General features: G+C 72.5%; 18 protein-coding genes and 1 riboswitch. Of the genes, 14 read left to right on the forward strand and 4 right to left on the reverse strand.

Features of this window, described 5'->3' with window-relative positions; all coding sequences use genetic code 11:
- The first annotated feature begins 10 nt into the window (after positions 1-10).
- Both FLX07_RS25780 and FLX07_RS25785 read left to right on the forward strand, forming a co-directional pair.
- A complete protein-coding gene (locus tag FLX07_RS25780) occupies positions 11-709 on the forward strand; it encodes a gamma-glutamyl-gamma-aminobutyrate hydrolase family protein (RefSeq protein WP_142574243.1) in 699 nt (232 codons plus the stop codon).
- Between the two features lie 73 nt (positions 710-782).
- Positions 783-1,712 (forward strand): alpha/beta hydrolase, encoded by a 930-nt coding sequence (locus tag FLX07_RS25785; protein WP_142574245.1) that lies wholly within the window; start codon positions 783-785, stop codon positions 1,710-1,712.
- Between the two features lie 38 nt (positions 1,713-1,750).
- Here the strand turns inward: FLX07_RS25785 and FLX07_RS25790 are convergent, their stop codons facing one another.
- Positions 1,751-2,932 carry an acyl-CoA dehydrogenase family protein gene (locus FLX07_RS25790; protein WP_142574247.1) on the reverse strand — a complete coding sequence of 394 codons (1,182 nt, stop codon included), beginning with the start codon at positions 2,930-2,932 and terminating at the stop codon, positions 1,751-1,753.
- 38 nt (positions 2,933-2,970) lie between these two features.
- Entirely contained in the window at positions 2,971-3,561 is a 591-nt protein-coding gene (locus FLX07_RS25795; RefSeq protein WP_142574249.1) for a class I SAM-dependent methyltransferase, read from the reverse strand.
- A 174-nt stretch (positions 3,562-3,735) separates the two neighbouring features.
- On the opposite strand from FLX07_RS25795, the gene FLX07_RS25800 reads away from it, so the two are divergent.
- The 8 genes from FLX07_RS25800 (at position 3,736) to FLX07_RS25835 (ending at position 11,840) form a co-directional block, all read left to right on the forward strand.
- Entirely contained in the window at positions 3,736-5,412 is a 1,677-nt protein-coding gene (locus FLX07_RS25800; RefSeq protein ID WP_142574251.1) for an ATP-binding protein, read from the forward strand.
- Positions 5,413-5,425: 13 nt separating this feature from the next.
- Positions 5,426-6,115 carry a response regulator gene (locus FLX07_RS25805; RefSeq protein WP_189104923.1) on the forward strand — a complete coding sequence of 230 codons (690 nt, stop codon included), beginning with the start codon at positions 5,426-5,428 and terminating at the stop codon, positions 6,113-6,115.
- A gap of 10 nt (positions 6,116-6,125) precedes the next feature.
- Positions 6,126-6,692, forward strand: coding sequence for a cardiolipin synthase ClsA (clsA, locus tag FLX07_RS25810; RefSeq protein WP_189104922.1), 567 nt, complete (start codon positions 6,126-6,128; stop codon positions 6,690-6,692).
- 3 nt (positions 6,693-6,695) lie between these two features.
- A complete protein-coding gene (locus FLX07_RS25815; RefSeq protein ID WP_142574254.1) occupies positions 6,696-9,200 on the forward strand; it encodes a mannose-1-phosphate guanyltransferase in 2,505 nt (834 codons plus the stop codon).
- Between the two features lie 140 nt (positions 9,201-9,340).
- Entirely contained in the window at positions 9,341-9,844 is a 504-nt protein-coding gene (locus tag FLX07_RS25820) for an FHA domain-containing protein (protein ID WP_142574255.1), read from the forward strand.
- Positions 9,845-9,863: 19 nt separating this feature from the next.
- Positions 9,864-10,520, forward strand: coding sequence for a transcriptional regulator FtsR (gene ftsR, locus FLX07_RS25825; RefSeq protein ID WP_142574256.1), 657 nt, complete (start codon positions 9,864-9,866; stop codon positions 10,518-10,520).
- Between the two features lie 76 nt (positions 10,521-10,596).
- Positions 10,597-11,067, forward strand: coding sequence for a bifunctional nuclease family protein (locus FLX07_RS25830; protein ID WP_139577972.1), 471 nt, complete (start codon positions 10,597-10,599; stop codon positions 11,065-11,067).
- A gap of 155 nt (positions 11,068-11,222) precedes the next feature.
- Positions 11,223-11,840, forward strand: a complete 618-nt coding sequence (locus FLX07_RS25835) for a MerR family transcriptional regulator (RefSeq protein WP_244311170.1) — start codon at positions 11,223-11,225, stop codon at positions 11,838-11,840.
- A gap of 33 nt (positions 11,841-11,873) precedes the next feature.
- On the opposite strand, the gene FLX07_RS25840 is transcribed toward FLX07_RS25835, so the two are convergent.
- Positions 11,874-12,596, reverse strand: a complete 723-nt coding sequence (locus FLX07_RS25840; RefSeq protein ID WP_142574258.1) for a hypothetical protein — start codon at positions 12,594-12,596, stop codon at positions 11,874-11,876.
- Positions 12,597-12,760: 164 nt separating this feature from the next.
- Between FLX07_RS25840 and FLX07_RS25845 the strand changes: the two genes are divergently transcribed.
- The 4 genes from FLX07_RS25845 to FLX07_RS25860 all read left to right on the forward strand — a co-directional run bounded on the left by FLX07_RS25845 (position 12,761) and on the right by FLX07_RS25860 (position 19,180).
- Positions 12,761-14,731, forward strand: a complete 1,971-nt coding sequence (locus FLX07_RS25845; protein ID WP_142574259.1) for a sensor histidine kinase — start codon at positions 12,761-12,763, stop codon at positions 14,729-14,731.
- A complete protein-coding gene (locus FLX07_RS25850; protein ID WP_189104921.1) occupies positions 14,728-15,423 on the forward strand; it encodes a response regulator in 696 nt (231 codons plus the stop codon). Before FLX07_RS25845 ends, FLX07_RS25850 begins: the two co-directional genes overlap by 4 nt.
- 22 nt (positions 15,424-15,445) lie before the next feature.
- A riboswitch (glycine riboswitch) is annotated at positions 15,446-15,538 on the forward strand.
- Between the two features lie 182 nt (positions 15,539-15,720).
- Entirely contained in the window at positions 15,721-18,546 is a 2,826-nt protein-coding gene (gene gcvP, locus FLX07_RS25855) for an aminomethyl-transferring glycine dehydrogenase (RefSeq protein WP_142574260.1), read from the forward strand.
- A gap of 91 nt (positions 18,547-18,637) precedes the next feature.
- Positions 18,638-19,180 carry a hypothetical protein gene (locus FLX07_RS25860; RefSeq protein WP_142574261.1) on the forward strand — a complete coding sequence of 181 codons (543 nt, stop codon included), beginning with the start codon at positions 18,638-18,640 and terminating at the stop codon, positions 19,178-19,180.
- A 39-nt stretch (positions 19,181-19,219) separates the two neighbouring features.
- On the opposite strand, the gene FLX07_RS25865 is transcribed toward FLX07_RS25860, so the two are convergent.
- Entirely contained in the window at positions 19,220-19,642 is a 423-nt protein-coding gene (locus FLX07_RS25865; RefSeq protein WP_142574262.1) for a hypothetical protein, read from the reverse strand.
- Positions 19,643-19,650: the final 8 nt, after the last annotated feature.

Below are 19,650 nucleotides of genomic sequence, written 5' to 3' on the forward strand. Positions count from 1 at the left end.
GGAGATGGCAATGGCGCGTCCCATCGTCGGCATCACCACCTATCTCGAGGCTGCGCGCTGGGGCACATGGGTCCGTGAGGCGGCGCTCTCGCCCCAGGCGTACGCGCGGGCGGTGGAGAAGGCGGGCGGCGCGCCCGTCCTGCTGCCGCCGCTGAGCCCCGTGTCCGCCGGCGACTACGTGCGGCGCCTGGACGCGGTCATCCTCGCCGGGGGCGTGGAGGTCGATCCGGTGCTGTACGGCGAGGTCGCGGCGGGGGAGCCGGACGACGACGGGCTTGGCGGGCCGCAGCCCCAGCGCGACCGGTTCGAGACCGCGCTGGCGCAGGCGGCGGTGGAGGCGGAGGTGCCTCTGCTGGCGATCTCGCGCGGCATGCACGTGCTCAACGTCGCCCAGGGAGGCACGCTGATCACATCGTTGCGGGAGGCCGTCGGCCACGACCGTCACGAGACGGCCGCGCACGTGGTCACCGTCAGCGTGTCGAGCAAGGTCGGCAAGGCCGTGGGCGACCGCGCGGAGGTGACCGGCGCGCACCGCCGGGCCGTCCGGCGGCTCGGCAGCGGCCTGATCGCGGTGGCGTGGGCCGACGACCAGATCGTCGAGGCCGTCGAGCTCCAGGGGCACCGGTTCGCGGTCGGCGTCCAGTGGCACCCCGAGCGCGGCGCGGACAACCGCCTGGTCGAGGCCCTGGTGGACGCGGCCCGTCCCTGAGCCGTACCGGCGGGGAGAGCGCGCCGCGGCCGCTTCGGCGGTTGTGTCGGCGGGCGCTGTTACTGTGCCGGGCATGGCGTTGCATCCCCAGGCGGAGGCCTATCTCAAGCTCTTCCCCTCAGATCTCGGCATGGACCTCGCCTCCCTCACCCGTGAGCAGATCGCCCGGCTGCGGTCCCTCGACGGGGTGATGGAGCAGCGCGGGTCGCGGATCGACCTGCCGGTGGTCAGGGACGAGACGGCGGCCGGGGTGCCGGTCCGGATCTACCGCCCGGAGCCGGGCGAGCATCCGCTGCCGGTGCTCGTCTACTTCCACGGCGGCGGCTGGGTCTTCGGCAGCGTCGAGCGCAACGACGCCCTCGGCCGCGACTTCGCCCGCAGGACCGGAGCGGTCGTCGTCTCGGTGGACTACCGCCTCGCGCCCGAGCACCCGTTCCCCGCGGCCGCCGAGGACGCCTTCGCAGTGGTCCGCGACGTCCACGCCCGCCCCGCCTTCTACGGCGCGGACGCGCGCAGGGTGGCGGTCGTCGGCGACAGCGCCGGGGGCAACCTCGCGGCGGTGACGGCCTGGCTGGCGAGAGACGCCGGGCTCCGCCTCGCCCACCAGGCGCTGATCTGTCCCGTCATCGACGTCGCGGCCGACACCCCCAGCTACCGGACGTACGGGAAGGGGTTCGGGCTCGACGCGGCGGAGATGAGGTGGTTCATCGAGCAGTACGCGGGCGGCGCCGACCCCCGCGACCCCCGTCTCGCGCCGATCCACCTGCCGGACAAGTCGGGCCTGGCGCCCGCGACGGTGATCACGGCGGAGTGCGACCCGCTGTGCGACGAGGGGGTGGCCTACGCGCGGGCGCTGGCCGAGGCGGGCGTCCCCGTGGAGCAGCGCTGCTTCGAGGGGGCGCTCCACGGCTTCCTCGGCCTGCCCGGGTTCTTCGACCAGGCGCTGGAGGGCCGCGACTTCCTCGCCGCCAGGATCAGGGAATCCCTGGCCGCGGCGCCGTAAGGGAATACGCGACGCCGAAATTCGGCGGGGGCTGGCGGTCAGAAGCTCCTGGGCAGGCCGAGCACCTGGGTGGCCAGGTGGTTGAGCAGCAGTTCCTCGGTGACCGGCGCGATCCGGCCGATCCTGGCGTCGGCCAGCAGGCGTGCGACGGGGTATTCCAGCGAGTACGCCATGCCCCCGTGGGTCTGGAACGCGGCGTCGGCGGCCTCCCACGCGGCCTGCGAGGCCGTCAGCTTGGCGATGTTCGCCTCAGTGCCGCAGGGTAGGCGGTTGTCGAACGACCAGGCCGCCTTGTACAGCATCAGCCTGGCCAGCTCGATCTTGGCCTTGACCTGCGCCAGCGGGAACGCGATGGCCTGGTTGGCCCCGATGGGCCGGCCGAAGACCTCTCGCTGCTTCGCGTAGTCCACGCCCACCCGCAGCGCCACCTCGGCTCCGCCGAGCGCGCTGGCCGCCAGCAGGATCCGCTCGGGATTCAGCACGTCCCACAGCACGGCCGCCCCCCGGTCCACCTCGCCGAGGACGCTGGAGGCGGGCAGCCGCAGGTCGTCGATGAAGACCATGTTGGACGGCGTGGTGTTGGCGCCCATCTTGGGGATCGGCCGGTAGGACAGCCGCCCCGCCGCCACCGCCTCCGGCACGTTCACCAGGAACACCGTCAGCCCGTCACTGCGCGGCCTGGCCTGCGCCGCCGGGATCGTCCGGGTGACGAGCAGCATCCAGGTGGCCCGCTGGACTCCGGTGATCCAGATCTTCTGGCCGTTGACGACGAAGTCGTCGCCGTCCCTGCGGGCGAAGGTCGAGATCGCCAGGGAGTTGGACCCGGCGTCGGGCTCGGTCAGCGCGAAGCAGGTCTCGATCTGTCCGGTCGCCAGCTTCGGCAGCAGCGCGGCCCTCTGCTCGGCCGAGCCGTGCCTGGCCAGCGTGAGCGCCCCGAACCCCGGCGTCAGCACGTACATGAACGCCGAACCGCCGGCGGAGCCGGAGGCCGACAGGGTCTCGGTGGCCACGGCCAGCTCCAGCAGGCCCTGTCCGGCTCCGCCGTGCTCCTCGGGCACGGCCAGGCCGAGCCAGCCGCCCTTGGCGAGTTCGGCCCACACCTCCTCGGGCCAGCGTTTGTCCGATTCGCAGCGCTGCCAGTAGTCGATGTCGTACCGCGAGCAGATGGCCGCGATGCCCCGGCGCACCGCCTGCGCGCTCTCCGGCAGCGTGAAGTCCATGCCCGCCACTCTAGAACGCCGTTCGGCGGGCTGCGAGATCACCGGCGGGGGCGGCGCGCGTGGTAGACGAAGGCGGGCGGCAGGTTCCGCCACACCGTGCGCCCGGCCACCACCTCCTCGAACGCCTCGCCCAGCCTGCGGCGGAACCGCAGGGCCGCGGGCAGGGCGCGGGCGTGGACGTAGGAGAACGTCGTGAACGCGCCCTCCGGGGCGAGTGAGGCGACCACGGCCCGCAGCAGGTCCGCCTGGTGGGCGGGGGGAAACGCCGCCCAGGGCAGCCCGCTCACGATCACGTCGGCGGCGGCCACGCCCCGGCCGGCGAGGAGCTCGGGCAGCCGCGCCGCGTTGTCGACCACGAGCTCCACCCCCGGATAGCGGGCGCCAAGGTGGCCGGCCAGCCGCGGATTGATCTCCACAGCCAGGTGCCGCCCCCGCCCGCCGATGCGGCGCTGGATCTCGGCGGTGAAGGGGCCCGTGCCCGGACCCAGCTCGACCACGACGGGGTCGCCGCGCTCCGGCACCGGCACGCACACCGCCTCCGACAACCGCCGTGAGCTGGGCGCGACCGCTCCGGTGACGGCGGGGGAGCGCAGGAACTGCCCGAAGAAGATCGTTGTCTCTCCTGTCATGGGGCCGAGGCTAGGGCCACGCCACCGCTCGGTTCGCCCGCCGTCCGGACCGACCTGGTGGCCGGATGGTTCAGCGCGTACGGCCACTTGGCGTACGGAAGCGGCCAGAAGGAGGGGAAGGCGTCCTCCCGGCGGAGGATCGGCTCTCACGCGGGCGGGCGGTAGCGTTCCCGTATGCGGTGGCCATCGACGCGCCGGCTCGTTCCCCAGCGTCCCCTCACTGGCGGGCCTTTCGCGCTCTCGCGCGGCACGGCCCTCGACATCGGCCTGGCGGTGGGCGGGACCGGGCTCGACGTGCTCGTCAGCGCCGGTTCCTGGAGCGGCGGGAGCGGCCCGGCCCCGGCGTGGGTGGGAACGGGCTTCGCCCTGCTGGCCGGGCTGCCGATGGGCCTGGTGCGCCGATGGCCCGGCCCCGTGGCCGTCTACCTGTCCGTGCTGCTGGTGGTGTGCGACCAGATCGGCGCGTTCACCGTCAACACCCTCCAGGTCCTGCTGCCGATCTCGGTGGGCGTGCTGGCCAGGTCGCGCGGCTGGGGCTGGACGGCGCCGGTCGCCGTGCTCGCCTCCGCCGCGACCGCCGTGAACCTCGCCGATCCCGGCATCGCCCTCACGAGCAACACCTGGTTCTACTCCGTCGGACTGATCGCGGCCCCGGTGCTGATCGGCCGCTACCTGCGCGGTCAGGAGGGGCGCCGCAAGGAGGATCCCGCGCCGCTGCTCGACCTGCTGCTCGCCGGCGGCGGGGTGGCGCTGTCGGTGCTGACCACCTGGCCGTACTGGCACGGCGGCGAGCCGCCCGTGTGGGCGGTCGCGCTCGGGGTGATGCTCGCGGGGCTCGCGCTGGGCGTCGTGCGGCACCTGCCCGGCGCTGTGCTGCTGCTGGAGAGCCTCGCGCTGGTCGTGGCCGACCACTACGTCCCGAGGGCCGGCAACAGCCTGCAACTGCTCGCCCTGGTGGCCCTCGGCGTGTTCGCGACCCGCGCCGCCTGGCCCTGGGTCGCCGCGGCGTACGCCCTGACCTGCTCGGTCGCCGCGATCGTGGTCGTGGACGACCCCGGCGACATCACCCTGTTCCGGGTGGTGGCGCTGATGACGATGGTGACCGCGCCCGTGGCGATCGGCCGGTACGTCGGCGTGCGGCAGGCCCAGGCCAGGCACGCCGCCGAGCTGGCCGCGGAGCGGGACAGGGCCGGCCGGCTCGCCGAGCGGGAGCGGATCGCCCGCGAGGTCCACGACATCGTGGCCCACCATGTGGGGGCGATGGTGCTGCGGGCGAGCGCGGCGCAGTACGCGGGGGCCGGCGGCCCGGCCGCCGAGGCGCTGTCCGACATCAGGGACACCGGCCACCGCGTGCTTGAGGACCTGCGCGGCCTGCTGGCCGTGCTGCGCGACCCGGACGAGGCGCTGGGCTCCGACCTCACGCTCGCGAACATGCTGGCCGACCCCGGCGACGTGCTGCGCGACGCCGTGTCCCGGATGTCGGCGGCCGGCCTGCGCGTGGACCTGCGTCTCGCGCCCGAGGTGGAACGGGCCCCGCTGGTGGTGCGGGCCTCGGCGGCGAGGATCGTCCAGGAGGGGCTGACGAACGTGCTCAAGCACGCCGGGCCGGGGGCCCGGGCGGAGGTCGACGTGGGGATACGCCCGGACGCGCTCACGGTCGAGGTGCGCAACGGCCCCGGCACGTCCCGTCCCCCGGACGTCCTGCCCTCCCACGGCCAGGGCATCGCGGGCATGCGGGAGCGGGCCCGCGCCTCGGCGGGCACGTTACCGCGGGCCCGGCCGAGGGCGGCGGCTGGCGGCTGGCCGCCTCACTGCCGGTGCCGCGTGAGAGCCGGTCGGAGTGCCGCATGACGGGGAGGTTCGCGTGATCCGCGTCGTGGTCGCCGACGACCAGGCGCTGGTGCGGGCGGGCGTCCGGATGATGCTGGAGGCGGCCGGCGGCATTGAGGTGTGCGGGGAGGCCGCCGACGGGGCCGAGGCCGTACGGCTGGCCGAGCGGCACCGTCCCGACGTGGTGCTGATGGACCTGCGGATGCCGCGCGTCGACGGACTGGAGGCCACCCGCAGGATCCTCGCCGCCCAGCCGTCCGCCCGGATCGTCGTGCTCACCACCTTCTCCGAGGACGAGAACCTCTACGCCGCGCTGGGCGCGGGCGCGCTCGGGTTCCTGGTCAAGGACGACCCGCCCGCCCGGATGGTCGAGTCGGTGCGGCGGGCCGCGACGGGAGACCCTCCGCTCGCGCCGTCGGTGCTGCGGCGCGTCGTCGAACGGGCCCTCGCGGCCGAGCGGCAGGCGGCGCCGCTTCCGCCGGGCCTCACCGAGCGCGAGGCGCAGGTGCTCACCCTGGTCGGGGTCGGCCTGTCCAACGCCGAGATCGCCGACCGGCTGCACGTGGGGGTCACGACGGTCAAGAGCCATGTCGCCGCGCTCATCGACAAGCTGGAGCTGCGCAACCGCACTCAGGCGGCGGTCATGGCGCACCGGTTCGGCTTGGTCGACACCGGGTTCAAGCCCGTGGCTCCTGCCCGGAGCGACCGGGAGGGCGGCATGTAGGGTCTGGGGCGTGAACGCTGCCGAGGACCGGATCTGGACGGTGCCCAACCTGCTGAGCGCCCTGCGGCTGCTCGGCGTCCCCGTCTTCCTCTGGCTGGTGCTCGGCCCTCACGCCGACGGGTGGGCCATCGCGCTGCTGGCGCTGGCCGGCTTCAGCGACTGGCTCGACGGCAAGCTCGCCCGCGCCTGGAACCAGATCAGCAGGCTGGGCCGGCTCATCGACCCGCTCGCCGACCGGCTCTACATCCTCGCCACCCTGCTCGGCCTGGTGCTGCGGGGCGCCGTCCCCTGGTGGCTGGCGCTCGCGGTGCCGCTGCGCGACGTGCTGCTGCTGTGGATGCCGCCCGTGCTGCGGCGGCACGGGTACGGCCCGGCGCTGCCCGTCCACTTCCTCGGCAAGGCCGGCACCGCCGCCCTGATGTACGCCTTCCCGCTGCTGTTCCTCGCCTCGCACGAGGGATGGTACGCCGAGATTGCCGCGATCTTCGGATGGGCCTTCGCCATCTGGGGAACTGGTCTGTATTGGTGGGCGGGGGTGTTGTATGTCGTACAGGTGCGCCAGCTAACGAAGGGGTGACCCGTGAAGGCCGTCGTCATGGCGGGCGGGGAGGGGACACGGCTGCGGCCGATGACCGCGAACCAGCCCAAGCCCCTGCTCCCCATCATCAATCGGCCGATCATGGAGCATGTGCTCCGGCTGCTCAAGCGGCACGGGTTCACCGAGACCGTGGTGACCGTGCAGTTCCTGGCCGCGCTGATCCGCAACTACTTCGGCGACGGCGACGAGCTGGGCATGACCCTCCACTACGCCACCGAGGAGATCCCCCTCGGCACGGCCGGCAGCGTGAAGAACGCCGCCGACAAGCTCCGCGACGACCGCTTCCTGGTCATCTCCGGGGACGCGCTCACCGACATCGACCTGACCGACATGCTCCGCTTCCACCGCGAGAACCGGGCGCTGGTCACCATCGGGCTCAAGCGCGTGCCCAACCCGCTGGAGTTCGGGATCATCATCGTGGACGACAACGGCCGCATCCAGCGCTTCCTGGAGAAGCCCACCTGGGGCCAGGTGTTCTCCGACACGGTCAACACCGGCATCTACATCATGGAGCCGTCGGTCCTCGACGAGATCGCCCCCGGCCAGTCGGTCGACTGGTCGTCCGACGTCTTCCCCGACATGCTCGAACGGGGCTGCCGGCTGTTCGGCTACGTGGCCGAGGGCTACTGGGAGGACGTCGGCACGCACGAGAGCTACCTCAAGGCCCAGGCCGACGTGCTGGAGGGCAAGGTCAAGGTCGACTTCGACGCGTTCGAGCTGGCTCCGGGCGTGTGGGCCGCCGAGGGCGCCTCGGTGGACCCCGAGGCCGTGCTCAAGGGCCCCCTCTACATCGGCGACTACGCCAAGGTCGAGGCCGGCGCCGAACTGCGGGAGTACACGGTGCTCGGCAGCAACGCCGTCGTCAAGGAGGGCGCCTTCCTCCACCGCGCCGTGGTCAGCGACAACGTGTACGTCGGCCCCGCCGCCCACCTGCGCGGCTGCGTGATCGGCAAGAACACCGACGTGATGACCGGCGCGAGGATCGAGGAGAACGCCGTCGTCGGCGACGAGTGCGTCATCGAGGCCGAGGCGTACGTCTCCTCCGGCGTGAAGATCTACCCGTTCAAGACGATCGAGGCGGGCACGGTCGTCAACACCAGCGTCATCTGGGAGTCGCGCGGCCAGCGCAGTCTGTTCGGCCCCCGCGGGGTGTCCGGGCTGGTCAACGTCGAGATCACCCCGGAGCTGTGCGTACGGCTGGCCAGCGCGTACGCCACGACGCTGCGCAAGGGCGACACCGTCGTCACCTCCCGCGACGCCTCGCGCGCGGCCCGGGCGCTCAAGCGAGCGGTGATCAGCGCGCTGAACTCCAGCGCGATCAACGTGGTCGATCTGGAGGCCGCCGCCCTGCCGGTCGCCAGGTTCAACACCTCACGGGAGAACGTCCGGGGCGGCATCGCCGTGCGCACCACGGCGGGCGACCCCCAGAGCGTCGACATCGTGTTCATGGACGAGACGGGGGCCGACCTGTCCCAGGCGGCCCAGCGCAAGCTGGAGCGGGTCTTCTCCCGGCAGGAGTACCGCCGGGCCTTCCCCGGCGAGATCGCCGAGCTGACCTTCCCGGCCCGCGCCGTCGACACGTACGCGCGGGAGCTGCTGGCCTGCATCGACATGTCCGGGGTGAAGGACGCCGAGATGAAGGTCGTGGTCGACTGCGCGGGCGGCACCTCCTCGCTCGTGCTGCCGAGCCTGCTGGGCCGGGCCGGGGTCGACGTGCTCACCGTGAACAACCGCCTCGACGACGCCTCGCCGACCGAGACGCTCGCCGAGCGCCGCCGCGACCTGCAGCGCCTGGCGGAGCTGGTGGCCTCGGCGCGGGCCGCCTTCGGCGTACGGTTCGACCCGGTGGGGGAGCGCGTGTCCCTCGTGGACGAGATGGGCCAGCTGATCAGCGAGGAGCGGGCCCTGCTCGTCGTGCTCGACCTGGTGGCGGCCGAGCGCCGGGGCGGCCGGGTGGCCCTGCCGGTCACGACGACCCGGGTGGCGGAGATGGTGTGCCGCTTCCACGGCGTGCAGGTCGACTGGACGGCCACCAGCCTCGACACGCTTACGCGGTCGGCCCGGCATCCCGACACGATCTTCGCGGGCGACGGGAAGGGCGGCTTCATCGTCCCGGAGTTCGCGCCCACCGTGGACGGCCTGGCGGTGTTCCTGCGTCTGCTCGGCCTGGTCGCGCGCACCCGGCTGTCGCTCAGCCAGATCGACGCCCGCATCCCGGAGGCCAAGCTGCTCAAGCGGACCGTTCCCACGCCCTGGGCGCACAAGGGGGCCGTGATGCGCTCGGTCGTCGAGGCGGCCGAGGGCCACCGCCTGGACACCACCGACGGCGTCCGCGTCGTGGAGGACGACGGGAGCTGGGCCCTCGTCCTGCCCGACCCCGCCGAGGCCGTCACCCACCTGTGGGCGGAGGGCCACGACATGGACACCGCCCAGGCACTCCTGGAGCGCTGGGCCCGCGTCGTCGAACAAGCAGCGGGTGCTAGATGACATTGAACCTCCGCTGGCTGTAGCGTTGGTCAGTCCGCGCCCAGCCGCGGTCTTGACCTTTGTGCCTGATCAGCGTAAGTTGCGGCATTCGCAGTTTGAGCTAGTCCTAGAGCAAGTCGTGAGAGAGGCCGAGCCGTTCGATGCCCAGCGTCTACTGCACGCAGTGCGGTCATGCCAACCCCGAGGATGCCCGTTTCTGCTCACGATGCGGTTCGCCGCTGAGCGCTCCGGCGCCCGTCGCAGCCGACACCACCTCGACGATCTCACTTGAGGCGCTTGAGGCGGAGACGGGCCAGACGCTTCTGCCGGACAGGGCCTCGGTCGAGCAGTTGCCGCCCGGCACGGCTCTTCTGGTGGTCATGCGGGGTCCGAACGCGGGGAGCCGATTTCTGCTCGACAGCGACCTCACTACGGCGGGTCGCCACCCGGAAAGCGACATTTTCCTGGACGATGTGACCGTGTCCAGGAGGCACGTGGAGTTCTACCGGCGCGGCGGCCAGTTCACCGTGCGTGACGTGGGCAGCCTCAACGGCAGCTACGTCAACCGGGAGCGCATCGAGGAGTCCCCCTTGCAGGGCGGCGACGAGGTGCAGATCGGCAAGTTCCGGCTGGTGTTCCTCACGCGTGGTCCCGGAGGGCTGTGATCGGTGAGGAGGAGGAGTCATGAGCGCGCAGGCCGTACGGGCGTTCATGAGCATCGGGGAGGTGCTCGCCCTGCTGCAGGTCGAGTTCCCGGACGTGACCGTCTCCAAGATCCGGTTTCTGGAGGGTGAGGGGCTGATCGAGCCCCAGCGGAGCCCGTCGGGCTACCGCAAGTTCACCTACAACGACGTCGAGCGCCTGCGGTACATCCTGCGTGCGCAGCGTGACCAGTACCTGCCGCTCCGTGTGATCAAGGATCAGCTGGACGAGCAGGCGGCCCGTCCGCACGCGGTGTCCGCCGGCGCCCCGCCCGTACGTCTCAGCCGGGAGGAGCTCATCGAGGCCGCCGGCATCGACGAGGAGACCCTGACCGAGATGGAGAGCTTCGGTCTGGTCGCGGCCGTGGCACGCCGCTACGACGGGGAGGCGCTGGAGATCGCGCGCAGCGTGGGGGCGCTGGCGCGGTTCGGCCTGCGGGCGCGGCACCTGAGGGCGGTCCGCGCCGTGGTGGAGCGGGAGACCGGTCTCATCGAGCAGGCGGTGGCCCCGCTGCTTCGGCGCAAGGCGCCGGGGGCGATCGCGGAGGCGGACGAGACCGCCCGGGAGATCTCCGGACTTCTCCAGGAACTGCACAATGCATTACTGCGTGGGAGTGTTCGCGGCGTTCTGGGGCGGTGACCGGCACATCCGCACCTCCGTGGGTGTTACGTTGAATGCCTGGTGATATGCCGCGACGCTTGAGACGGAGCCGCCCGTGTTGCAGATGGAGGTCGTGGGGGTTCGCGTTGAGATGCCCACCAACCAGCCGATCGTTCTCCTGAAGGAGACGAGCGGTGATCGGTACCTGCCGATCTGGATCGGGATGACCGAGGCGACCGCCATCGCGCTGGCCCAGGCGGAGGAGCCCCCGCCCCGGCCGCTCACCCACGACTTGTTCCGTGACGTTCTTGAGGCCCTGGGGGTGCGGTTGCGCACCGTCAACATCGTCGCGCTCCGCGATGGCATCTTCTTCGCCGATCTGGTCTTCTCCAACGGTGTGGAGGTCAGCGCCCGTCCTTCGGACTCGATCGCGCTGGCGTTGCGTACGGGTGCGACGATTTACGCGAGTGAGGACGTGATCCAGGAGGCGGGCGTGAGCATGCCCGACGACCAGGAAGACGAAGTGGAGAAGTTTCGCGAGTTCCTGGACAAAATCACACCGGAAGACTTCGGCCGGGCGGGCTGACGTGCCGGACGATTTCGGGAGATTACGCTTCACGACGCGCCGGACGGGGTCGTTGACTGACGATGGCCCCGGTCCTACGGTGCAAGGGAAACCACGGTTGTAATTCACGAACCCCCAGATCAGACCGTGGGATGAGAGAAAGCCGGAGGTCCGCAGTGGCGGTCAGCAGCGGCGAGGGTAAGTCGGCCGGCCAGCACGACCCGGTTCGGCAGGCGGCGCGCGAGCGCGCCGGCGAACAGGGCCTGCTGTTCGACGAGCAGCCGACGGCGCTGCCTCAGGGCATCGGATACCGCGGGCCCACGGCGTGTGCCGCGGCCGGGATCACCTACCGGCAGCTCGACTACTGGGCCCGGACCGAGCTGGTGCTCCCGACGATAAGGGCCGCCCAGGGATCCGGGTCCCAGCGACTGTACAGCTTCCGCGACATCCTCGTCCTGAAGGTCGTCAAACGTCTTCTGGACACGGGGGTCTCCCTCCAGCAGATACGCACCGCCGTACAGCATCTGCGCGACCGCGGCGTCAACGACCTGGCCCAGATCACCTTGATGAGCGACGGCGTGAGCGTCTACGAGTGCACGAGCGCCGACGAGGTGATCGATCTGCTGCAGGGCGGCCAGGGCGTGTTCGGCATCGCGCTCGGGCGGGTGTGGCGGGAGGTCGAGGGATCGCTGGCCGAGCTTCCGGGTGAGCGCGCGGAGGCCGCTCCGGATGCGGAGGGGGACCATCCGTCGGACGAGCTGGCCCGCCGGAGAAAGGCCCGCAGGACCGGCTGAGCGGATGCCGCGGCGATCACCGGGCTCGAACGGTCAGGCACGCGCGCCGGGCCTGGCCGGGGGCAGGTCGAACTCGTCGTTACGCATGCGCAGCAGGGCGACGGACGCGCCGGCGAAGCCCACGGCCGTGATCAGCAGGCCGACGCCCGACGCGGTGTGACCGGGCATGAACGGATGGGTGAACCCGCCGGCTGCGAGCAGAAGGCCCATCCAGGCCGGCGCCGCGCCGCCGCGCCACAGCGCGAGGCCGAGCAGTAGCAGGCCGACGACGATGCCCACGATGAACAGCAGGCTCGCCACCAGCTGTACGGGGTCGTCCTCGAGCGCGTTCTGAATCCTCGCCATGGTCGCCACGTCGAAGTGCCTGGTCACTGTCAGGTACGCGAGGTCGTCGCCGCCGCGGATCAAGGGGAAGCCGGCCAGGTCGCCGAGCAGCGCGAGGAGGACGCCCGCCGTGGTGAGCCTGGGAGCGCCGCGACGGGCCACCCAGGCCACGGCGAAGGTGGCCGGGATCAGCCCGACCAGGAACGGCAGGGCGAACCATCGGATCACGCCCGCGGCCTGCTCGTGGGCCGCGTACGCCGCGACCGTGGCCTCGAACGACTCGCCGCCGTCCACGGGGCTGAACAGGTAGTGGAGACCCATGCCGAGCATGGGGAGCGGGGCGACGACGGCGAGCAGCACCCGCCAGAAGCCGCGCACGTCCCGCGGTGGTTTCTGCGGGGTGGCGGCGCGGGCGTCGATGGTCGGCTGCATGATGATCCTCCGAGAGTCCGGGAGCTGTCCGATCGAGTCCGAGGATGGGCCCGGACCGCTCCCTTCGTCGTGGGGGCATGGTCCCGATTCCGGTCCCATGCTCCCCGTGATCCGGGAGCACGCTCCTATGGCCGATGGGAGCGCCGGGGTCCGATGATGAGCGCATGGCAGTCAGGCGGGCCGGTCCGGTCGCGGTGCTCATCCTCACGGCCGTCGTGGTGGCGGCGGCGTGGGTGTCGTGGTTCCTCGGCGGGTTCACCTTCGCCGACGCGGCCGACGACTCCTACCTGCTGACCAACAGCGTCCAGGCGCTGACCTTCACCGCGTTCGGCGCGCTGGTGCTCGCCCACCGCCCCGGGCACCGCATCGGGCTGCTGTTCGTGGCGTACGGCGCCTGTTACACGCTGAGCGTGGCCTGCCTCGGGCTGATCACCGACGCGGTCGGGCTGCCGGAGGGGTGGGCGCGGGCGGTCGAGCTGTTCGGCATCACCGTGTGGATCCCGGCGCCGGCCGTCTGTCTTCCGCTGATCGTCCAGTTGTTTCCCGACGGCAGGACGCTGTCGCGGCGCTGGCGGCCGCTGGCCGTCGCGACCCTCGCCGTCCTGCCGCTCACGCCCACCCTGACCCTGCCCGTGGTGGCCGGGCTGGCGGGGGACGGGCCGGCCACGGGGGAGCCGATGCTGCCCGTCGTCGCGGGTGAGGTCTCCCAGCGGCTGATTCCGGTGTTCGCCGCCGCCGACGCGCTGGTGCTGCTGGCCTCTCTCTGCGCGCTCGTCCTGCGCGTCCGCCGGTCCCGCGGGGTGCCACGGCTGCAGCTGATGTGGCTGCTGTGGGCGGTGGGACTGTTCGCCGCGCTCAACGCGCAGCGGATCGTGACGACCGACGGGCCGGTGTTGTTCCTGCTGACCCTGCCGCTGATCCCGGCCGCGGCCACGGTGGCGATCCTGCGCCACGGGTTGTACGACATCGAGCTGATCGTCAACCGGTCGCTGGTGTACGGGGTGCTCACGCTCGGCGTCGTGCTGGCCTACCTGGGCATCGTCGCGGGGCTGTCCGCGCTGGCGCGGGACCGGCTGTCGGCCACCCCGCTGATCGCGACCGCGGTCGTCGCGCTCGCCTTCGCGCCCGCCCGCTCGGCCGTGCAGTCCGCGGTGGACCGGGTCATGTACGGCCAGCGCCGCGATCCTGCGGCGGCCGCCGCCCGGGTCGGCCTGCGGCTCGGCACCGGCCTGGACGGGGTCTTGCGTGCCGTGTGCGAGGCGCTGCGGCTGCCGTACGCCGCGGTCAGCTCCGACGGGCGGCTGGTCGCGACGTACGGCCGGGCGCCGCGGCTGCGGCACACCGTGCCGCTGGAGGTGGCCGGCGGGCCGCCCGCGGACCTGCTCGTCGGGCTGCGGGCGGGGGAGAGCCGGCTGTCCGGCGCGGACCGGCGGGCCCTGGGACTGCTGGCCGCCCCGGTCGGCCTGGCCCTGCAGGCGGTGCGTCTGTCGGAGCAACTGGGCGAGTCCCGCACGCGCATCGTGGCCGCGCGGGAGGAGGAACGCCGGCGGCTGCGCCGCGATCTGCACGACGGCCTCGGCACCGTGCTCACCGCGGTGACGCTCAAGGCCGACGCGGCCCACAATCTGCGTCACACCGACCCCGAGCGGAGCGGGCGGCTCCTGCTCGACCTGCGCGCCGACCTGACTGCCGCGATCGCCGACATCCGCCGGCTCGTCTACGATCTGCGCCCGCCCGACCTCGACGAGCTCGGACTGCTGGGCGCGCTGCGCCAGCGCGCCCAGCAATCCTGGCGCCGCGAGCACGCCGGGTGCGTGGTCACGGTCGACGCCCCGGACGACCTGCCGCCGCTGCCCGCCGCGGTGGAGGTGGCCGCCTATCGCATCGCCACCGAGGCGGTCACCAACGCGCTGCGCCACGGCGGGGCGACGGCGTGCCGGGTCTCCCTGCGCGCCGATCACGCCCTGCACGTTGAGGTGAGCGACAGCGGCTCCGGGGGCGCCGGAGCGTGGCCGCACGGCGTCGGCCTGCGATCCATGCACGAGCGGGCCGGAGAACTGGGCGGTACGCTCACCGCCGGCCCCACCGACCGCGGCGGCCGCGTCCACGCCCGCCTTCCACTGGAGCAGACATGAGCGACGGGGAACCGATCAGGATCGTCGTCGTCGACGACCACCCGCTGATGCGGGAAGGCCTGCGTGCCCTGGTGACGTCGCTACCGGACATCGAGGTGGTGGGCGAGGCCGGCGACGGCGACGCCGCCCGCCGTGAGGTGCAGCTCACGCGCCCCGACGTCGTGGTCATGGACCTGCACATGCCGGGCGTCAACGGGGTGGAGGCCACCAAGGCCATCGTGCGCGCCGTGCCCGCCACCCGGGTGCTCGTGCTCACGATGTTCGAGGACGACGAGTCGGTGTTCGCGGCGATGCGCGCCGGAGCCTTCGGATACCTGGTCAAGGGCGCGAAGCAGGAGGAGATCGTCCGGGCGGTCCGCTCGGTCGCGGCCGGACACGCCGTCTTCGGCCCGAGCGTGGCCCGCCGGATCATCGACTTCTTCGCCGTCGGGGCCTCCCGCGCGCCGGCCCCGGAGCCCTTTCCCGAGCTCACCGCGCGTGAACGGGAGGTCCTCGACCTCATCGCGGCGGGACGGTCCAACCCCGCGATCGCCCGGCATCTGGCCATCAGCGGCAAGACGGTGAGCAACCACATCACCACCATCTTCGCCAAGCTGGCGGTCGCCGACCGGGCCGAGGCCATCGTCCGCGCCCGCCAGGCCGGTCTCGGCGCCGATCTCGAGCAGGGTGCGAGTCGGGCCGATCCGGGGTAGCCGGTAGAGTGGGAACGGCCGACGACCTCGTGCGGGAGAGACCCCTGGCATTTCAGGGGCGCCGAAGGAGCAAACCTCCCCGGAATCTCTCAGGCATCCGTACCGCACGGACGAGGCGACTCTGAAAAGCAGGCCCGCCGGCCAGGCGGCGCCTCACCGAAGGGGAAAGCCGGGCTCGACGGCCCGGTGAAGCTCTCAGGTCCGATGACAGAGGGGGAGACCGCTTCACGACCGGCCGCGCCACCCAGGGCGCCGGACGGTCGCCGCAGGTCTCGACCCGCCCAGGAGGCCCCTGTCATGACCGATCGGTCCACACTTCGCGATCTTTCCGCTCCGCCCTTCGCCACCCGTCATATCGGCCCCTCCGAGGCCGGCCGCGCCCGGATGCTGGAGGCCGTCGGCTACGAGTCGGTGGCCGACCTGCTCGCCGTGGCCGTGCCCGAGGCCATCCGCACGCGCGGCCCGCTGAACCTGCCCGCGGCGGTGGGGGAGGCCGAGGCCCTGGCCGAGCTGCGCGCCCTCGCCGGCCGCAACCGGGTGCTGACTCCGATGATCGGCCTCGGGTACCACGACACGATCACCCCGGGTGTCGTCCTCCGCAACGTGCTGGAGAACCCCGGGTGGTACACGGCGTACACGCCCTACCAGCCGGAGATCTCACAGGGGCGGCTGGAGGCGCTGCTGAACTTCCAGACGGTCGTGTCGGACCTCACCGGCCTCGACGTCGCCGGTGCGTCCCTGCTCGACGAGGCGACGGCCGCGGCCGAGGCGATGACGCTGGCGCGGCGGGCGAGCAAGGCGAAGACCGACGTGTTCGTGGTGGACGCCGACGCGCTGCCGCAGACCAAGGCCGTGCTGGCGACCCGCGCCGAGCCGCTCGGCATCACGCTGGTGGAGTCCGACCTCGCCGGTGAGCTGCCCGAGTGCTTCGGGGTCCTCGTCCAGTATCCGGGCGTGAGCGGCCGGGTGGCGTCCTTCCGCGCGGTCGCCGAGCGGGCGCACGCCCAGGGGGCGCTGCTGGTGGCCGCGGCCGACCTGCTGGCGCTGACCCTGCTGGAGCCTCCGGGCGAGCAGGGCGCCGACATCGCCGTCGGCTCCTCCCAGCGCTTCGGTGTCCCGCTGGGCTACGGCGGCCCCCACGCCGCGTACATGGCCGTCCGTGAGGGCCTGCAGCGGCAGATGCCGGGCCGCCTGGTCGGCGTCTCGGTGGACGCCGACGGCCGCACGGCCTACCGGCTGGCCCTGCAGACCCGCGAGCAGCACATCCGGCGGGAGAAGGCCACCAGCAACATCTGCACCGCGCAGGTCCTGCTCGCCGTCATGGCCTCGATGTACGCCGTCTACCACGGCCCGGACGGTCTCAGGAGGATCGCCCAGCGGGCGCACCGGCACGCGGCCGTCCTGGCCGCCGGGCTGCGCGAGGGCGGCGTGGAGGTCGTCCACGACGAGTTCTTCGACACCGTGCTCGCCCGCGTGCCCGGCCGGGCCGCCGAGGTCGTGGCCGCCGCCGCGGAGCGGGGCGTGAACCTGCGCCTGGCCGGCGACGACCATGTCGGCGTCGCCTGCGACGAGAAGACCACCACGGACCACCTGCGGGCGGTCTGGGCGGCGTTCGGCGCGCCTGACCTCGTGGTCGAGGACCTCGACCGGGTGACCTCCGACGCGTTTCCGGCCGACCTCCACCGGACCTCGGACTTCCTCACCCACCCGGTGTTCCACTCCCACCGGTCCGAGACGGCGATGCTGCGCTACCTGCGGCGGCTGCAGGACAAGGACATCGCGCTCGACCGCTCGATGATCCCGCTGGGCTCCTGCACGATGAAGCTCAACGCGACCACCGAGATGGAGCCCATCACCTGGCCGGAGTTCGCGTCCATCCACCCGTTCGCGCCGGCGGAGCAGGCCGAGGGGTACGCCGAGCTGATCGCGACGCTGGAGGGCTGGCTGGCCGAGGTCACTGGCTACGACCGGGTGTCGATCCAGCCGAACGCGGGCTCCCAGGGCGAGTTCGCCGGGCTGCTGGCCATCAGGTCCTACCACCGCTCCAGGGGCGAGGGTAGCCGCGACGTGTGCCTCATCCCGTCCTCCGCGCACGGCACCAACGCCGCCAGCGCCGTCATGGCGGGCATGCGGGTCGTCGTGGTGGCCTGCGACGAAAGCGGCAACGTCGACCTGGCCGATCTCGCCGTCAAGATCGGCAAGCACCGCGACGCGCTCGCCGCGATCATGGTGACCTACCCGTCCACCCACGGGGTGTACGAGGAGACGATCGTCGAGATCTGCGAGCGGGTGCACGAGGCCGGTGGGCAGGTCTACGTCGACGGGGCCAACCTCAACGCGCTGGTGGGCCTGGCCAAGCTGGGCGAGTTCGGCGCGGACGTCTCCCACCTGAACCTGCACAAGACCTTCTGCATCCCGCACGGCGGCGGCGGCCCCGGCGTCGGCCCGGTCGCGGTCAAGGCCCACCTCGCCGAGCACCTGCCGGCGCACGTCTCGGCCGCGCCGTACGGCTCGGCGGGCATCCTGCCGATCTCGTGGGCGTACGTCAGGATGATGGGCGCCGACGGGCTGCGGCAGGCCACCGAGCAGGCGATCCTGTCGGCCAACTACCTGGCCCGGCGGCTGTCGCCGCACTACCCGGTGCTCTACACCGGCAAGGACGGCCTCGTCGCCCACGAGTGCATCGTCGACCTTCGCCAGATCACCAAGGAGACCGGCGTCACGGTGGACGACGTGGCCAAGCGGCTGATCGACTACGGCTTCCACGCGCCCACGATGTCGTTCCCCGTCGCCGGGACGCTCATGATCGAGCCGACCGAGAGCGAGGATCTGGCCGAGCTCGACCGCTTCGCCGACGCGATGATCGCCATCCGGGACGAGATCGCGAAGGTGGCGTCGGGAGAGTACGACGCGACCGACAACCCGCTCCGCAACGCTCCGCACACGGCCGAGTGCCTCACCGTCGGCGAGTGGACCCACCCGTACTCGCGGGCGGTGGCCGCCTACCCGGTTCCCGGCCTGCGCGACGACAAGTACTGGTCGCCGGTGCGCCGCATCGACCAGGCGTACGGCGACCGCAACCTCGTCTGCTCCTGCCCGCCCCTGGAGGCCTACGAGGACTGATCGGTTGGGTATGTCGGCCCCGCCCGGCGGCCGGTCTCGTTAAGATCGCGGTGATCGTTTCTCATCACCTGCGACCATGCGAGGCCCCTGTATGACGGCCATCGATTCCGGGCGGCGGTCCGACCGGCTCGACCACGCGCGCCGGCTCGCCGAAGGCGGCGACCTCGACGGCGCGGCCGCGATCTTCGCGGAACTCGCCGCGGACGAGGACGCGCCGGACCGCGGCGAGGCCGGCGAGGGTCTGTCCGTCGTGGTCGAGCGGATGGCCGAGCGGCTGCTGGAGGACGGCGAGCCCGAGCGGGCCGCCGACGTCCTGCTTGAGGCGCTGTCGGTCAGCGCGGTGGCCGACCCGGCGCGCCTGCGGGTGCTGCTCGGCATGGCGCACCTGGAGATGGCGTGCGCGCAGTTCGCCGGAGCCGTGGAGGACAGCCGTCAGGAGGGGGCCGACGCCGGTACCGGCGCGCTCGCGATCGAACTGCTGGCCCGCACGCTGCCGCTGCGGGGCCGCGACGCCGACGCGGAGACCGTGTGGCGCTACGGCCTCGACCATCCCGATCCCGCGCTCGCCGAGCAGGTGCTGCTGCGCCTGGGCCGGGACGTCCGTCCCGGGATGGAGGCCGGCGCGGCCGGCTGAGGACGCTCAGCCGGCGGCGGTGAACCGACGGGCCGGACGTCAGCGCTGGGAGCGGCGGCTGATGGCGTAGGCGAAGTTGACCGCGATGATCCCGCCCCAGGACAGGAGCAGGCCCGGGAGGTTCGCGTTTCCCACCGCGATCCCGGTCAGGGGGATGCCCAGGGCCAGCGACCCCATGGCCACGCCCACGGCGCCGTCCCTCTGCTTGACCACGGGGCCGGGCGGCTGGTGACGCAGCTGGGCCGCCACCTCGTTGCGTATTCGTGCGGCGATCTCGACGTCGAGCTTGTCGAGGAACGAGTCGACCAGCGCGTCCTCGTACTCGGGGCCGAGGTCACGACGGGCCGCCATGACGGCGCGCAAGTCCTCGCGGGTCGAGGAGGCCGCCGACGGCGGAGGAAGCGGCGGAGAAACGGGGCGCCCGGTCGCGGGCGGCGGCTGCTGCGATGTGATGTCCGTCACTGTGACAT

The sequence above is a fragment of the Microbispora bryophytorum genome (genome assembly GCF_006874465.1).
Lineage (GTDB): Bacteria > Actinomycetota > Actinomycetes > Streptosporangiales > Streptosporangiaceae > Microbispora > Microbispora bryophytorum.

Coding starts and splice junctions, on each gene's coding strand:
- FLX07_RS25780 (WP_142574243.1), top strand. CDS start 11: ATGGCGCGTCCCATCGTCGGCATCACCACCTATCTCGAGGCTGCGCGC.
- FLX07_RS25785 (WP_142574245.1), top strand. CDS start 783: ATGGCGTTGCATCCCCAGGCGGAGGCCTATCTCAAGCTCTTCCCCTCA.
- FLX07_RS25790 (WP_142574247.1), bottom strand. CDS start 2,932: ATGGACTTCACGCTGCCGGAGAGCGCGCAGGCGGTGCGCCGGGGCATC.
- FLX07_RS25795 (WP_142574249.1), bottom strand. CDS start 3,561: ATGACAGGAGAGACAACGATCTTCTTCGGGCAGTTCCTGCGCTCCCCC.
- FLX07_RS25800 (WP_142574251.1), top strand. CDS start 3,736: ATGCGGTGGCCATCGACGCGCCGGCTCGTTCCCCAGCGTCCCCTCACT.
- FLX07_RS25820 (WP_142574255.1), top strand. CDS start 9,341: ATGCCCAGCGTCTACTGCACGCAGTGCGGTCATGCCAACCCCGAGGAT.
- ftsR (WP_142574256.1), top strand. CDS start 9,864: ATGAGCGCGCAGGCCGTACGGGCGTTCATGAGCATCGGGGAGGTGCTC.
- FLX07_RS25840 (WP_142574258.1), bottom strand. CDS start 12,596: ATGCAGCCGACCATCGACGCCCGCGCCGCCACCCCGCAGAAACCACCG.
- FLX07_RS25845 (WP_142574259.1), top strand. CDS start 12,761: ATGGCAGTCAGGCGGGCCGGTCCGGTCGCGGTGCTCATCCTCACGGCC.
- FLX07_RS25850 (WP_189104921.1), top strand. CDS start 14,728: ATGAGCGACGGGGAACCGATCAGGATCGTCGTCGTCGACGACCACCCG.
- gcvP (WP_142574260.1), top strand. CDS start 15,721: ATGACCGATCGGTCCACACTTCGCGATCTTTCCGCTCCGCCCTTCGCC.
- FLX07_RS25860 (WP_142574261.1), top strand. CDS start 18,638: ATGACGGCCATCGATTCCGGGCGGCGGTCCGACCGGCTCGACCACGCG.